A 2,147-nucleotide genomic window follows, 5' to 3' on the forward strand; every position below is an offset into this window, starting at 1 on the left:
GAAATTGGGGGGCCGCTTCGTCGTTGTCCTGGGGTTACGCCTTCTTCACGCCGCAGGTATTGATCCCGAGCAGCGAGTACAGCGGGCAGATGCCCGTGGCGCCCGTGAGGATCGGCACGACGCCGATCCAGGCCCAGAGCCAGCCCTTCGTGATTGCCAGGTAGACCAGCGCGACGCCTACCAGCACGCGAACCACGCGGTCGGCGGTTCCTTCGTTCACCTTGAACATGCGAACCTCACGATGAGGGGGGATGCCGAATGAATTCCTGTACCACGATATGACTGGTTCGATGAATGCGCCAGCGATCACCGCCGTGCGTGACTCTCCATGCCCCGCACCACACCCTGCTCCCCGCCCCTGCACCTGGCATCATCCGACGCGAATGGCCCGTCCCGTCCGCGCCCCGCGCTGGCCGTCCATGAATGCCATAGAGCCGTTCACGAAGACCGCCGTGATCCCCACCGCGTACTGGAACGGATTCTCGAACGTCGCCGTGTCGGCCACCGTCGCCGGATCGAAGACGACCACGTCGCCCGCCGCCCCCACCTTGAGCATGCCCCGCCCCGCCAGATGCAGCCGCTGCGCGGACAGCGCGCTCATCTTGTGGATGGCATCACCGAGCGACAGCACCTTGCGCTCGCGCACATAGCGCGCGAGCACGCGCGCGAACGACCCGGCGCCGCGCGGATGCGGATGCCCGACGCGGGCCGGGCCGCTCGTGGCCAGCGATCCGCCATCGGAGCAGACCATCGCCTGCGGGTGCGTGAGGATGCGCTCGAGGTTCGCCTCGTTCATCGCGAACCCCACCATCCCCACGCTGGCCCGGTTGGCCTTGAGCAGCGCCACGGCCGTCTCGTACGGCGGCAGCCCACGCCCCTTCGCCACGTCGTCAAGGCGCATCCCCTCCGCCGGCTTGTCCTCGGCGGCGCTGACGCTGGTGATCTGCACGTTGTGCCATCCGCCGATGAGCGCGGCCTTCTCCTCGGCGTACGCGCGGATCTTCCCGGCCGTCGCCTCGTCGTCGATGCGCCGAAGGAAATCCTCCGGCTTGCCGTCGCGCGCCCAGACGGGGAAGAGATTCGACAGCCCCGTCTGGTACGCGAGGTACGGATACCGGTCGAACGCCGCGTCGATCCCCTCGGCGCGTGCCGCCGCCACCTTGCCGAAGACCGTGTCGAGCTTCGTCCAGTTGCGCGGCCCCTGCGTCTTGAGATGCGCGATCTGCAACGGACACCCCGCGCCTCGCGCCACCGCGATCGACTCGTCGATCGACTCGAGCAGTGTGTCGTCCTCGTTGCGCATGTGCGTGCTGTACGGCAGGCGCCGCCGCGCCAGCGGCGTGCTGAGCGCAACGAGTTCGCTGAGCGGCGCGAACGCGCCCGGCGTGTACTCGAGTCCGGTCGAGACCCCGCAGGCGCCGTCCACAAGCGAGCGCTCGACGAGCGCCACCATCTTCTCGATCTCGGCCGGCGTGGCCTCCCGGTTCTCGTTGCCGATCACCGCGCCCCGCACGGTGCCGAGCCCGACCATCGAGGCGACGTTGACGGCGGCGGGCAATTGGTCGACGGAGTCGAAGAAGGCGCGCAGCGAGTCGCGGTCGCTCTCCTCGTCGGTCGCCGTGCGCGGGCCGCGCGACGACCCATCCTGCCCCACGACGATCGTCGTGACGCCCTGGCGGATCATCGACTCGGCATTCGGGTCGTTGAACAGCGTGTTGTCCCCGTGCGAGTGCACGTCGATGAAGCCCGGCGATACGGCGAGCCCCTTGGCATTTACCTCGAGCCGTCCCTGTTCGGAAAGCCGGCGCCCGATGGCGACCACGCGTCCCGCGTCGAGCGCCACGTCGGCTTCGATGCCGGGGGCGCCGAGCGACCCATCGAAGACCGTGCCCCCGCGGATGACGATGTCAACCTTGGCGCCCGACTGCCGGAAGAACGGTGCGCACGCGACCAGCGCGGCCGAGGAGCTGGAGACGATGAATTGGCGACGAGAAGACATAGGAGAGGCAGAGAGACTACAGAGAAACAACAGAGAGACAACAGAAAGACAACAGAGGTTCTCCGGTAAACCCGTGAACGAATATGAGTGCGCCGGGGACGAGCGGATAGTGACTAACCGGCACCGCACGCACAGAAGGGGGGGGGCG

The 2,147-nt window shown here is 67.9% G+C and carries 2 protein-coding genes; both read right to left on the reverse strand.

Annotated features, from left to right (window positions below; all coding sequences use genetic code 11):
• Positions 1–34: 34 nt before the first annotated feature.
• On the reverse strand, positions 35–229 hold the full coding sequence (locus VGJ96_00415; protein HEY3285562.1) for a DUF2892 domain-containing protein: 195 nt from the start codon (positions 227–229) through the stop codon (positions 35–37).
• 141 nt (positions 230–370) lie between these two features.
• Complete coding sequence (locus VGJ96_00420; protein ID HEY3285563.1) at positions 371–1,999, reverse strand: D-aminoacylase; 1,629 nt, start codon at positions 1,997–1,999, stop codon at positions 371–373.
• Positions 2,000–2,147 lie beyond the last annotated feature (148 nt).

The organism is Gemmatimonadaceae bacterium (assembly GCA_036504815.1).
Classification (GTDB): Bacteria; Gemmatimonadota; Gemmatimonadetes; order Gemmatimonadales; family Gemmatimonadaceae; genus PNKL01.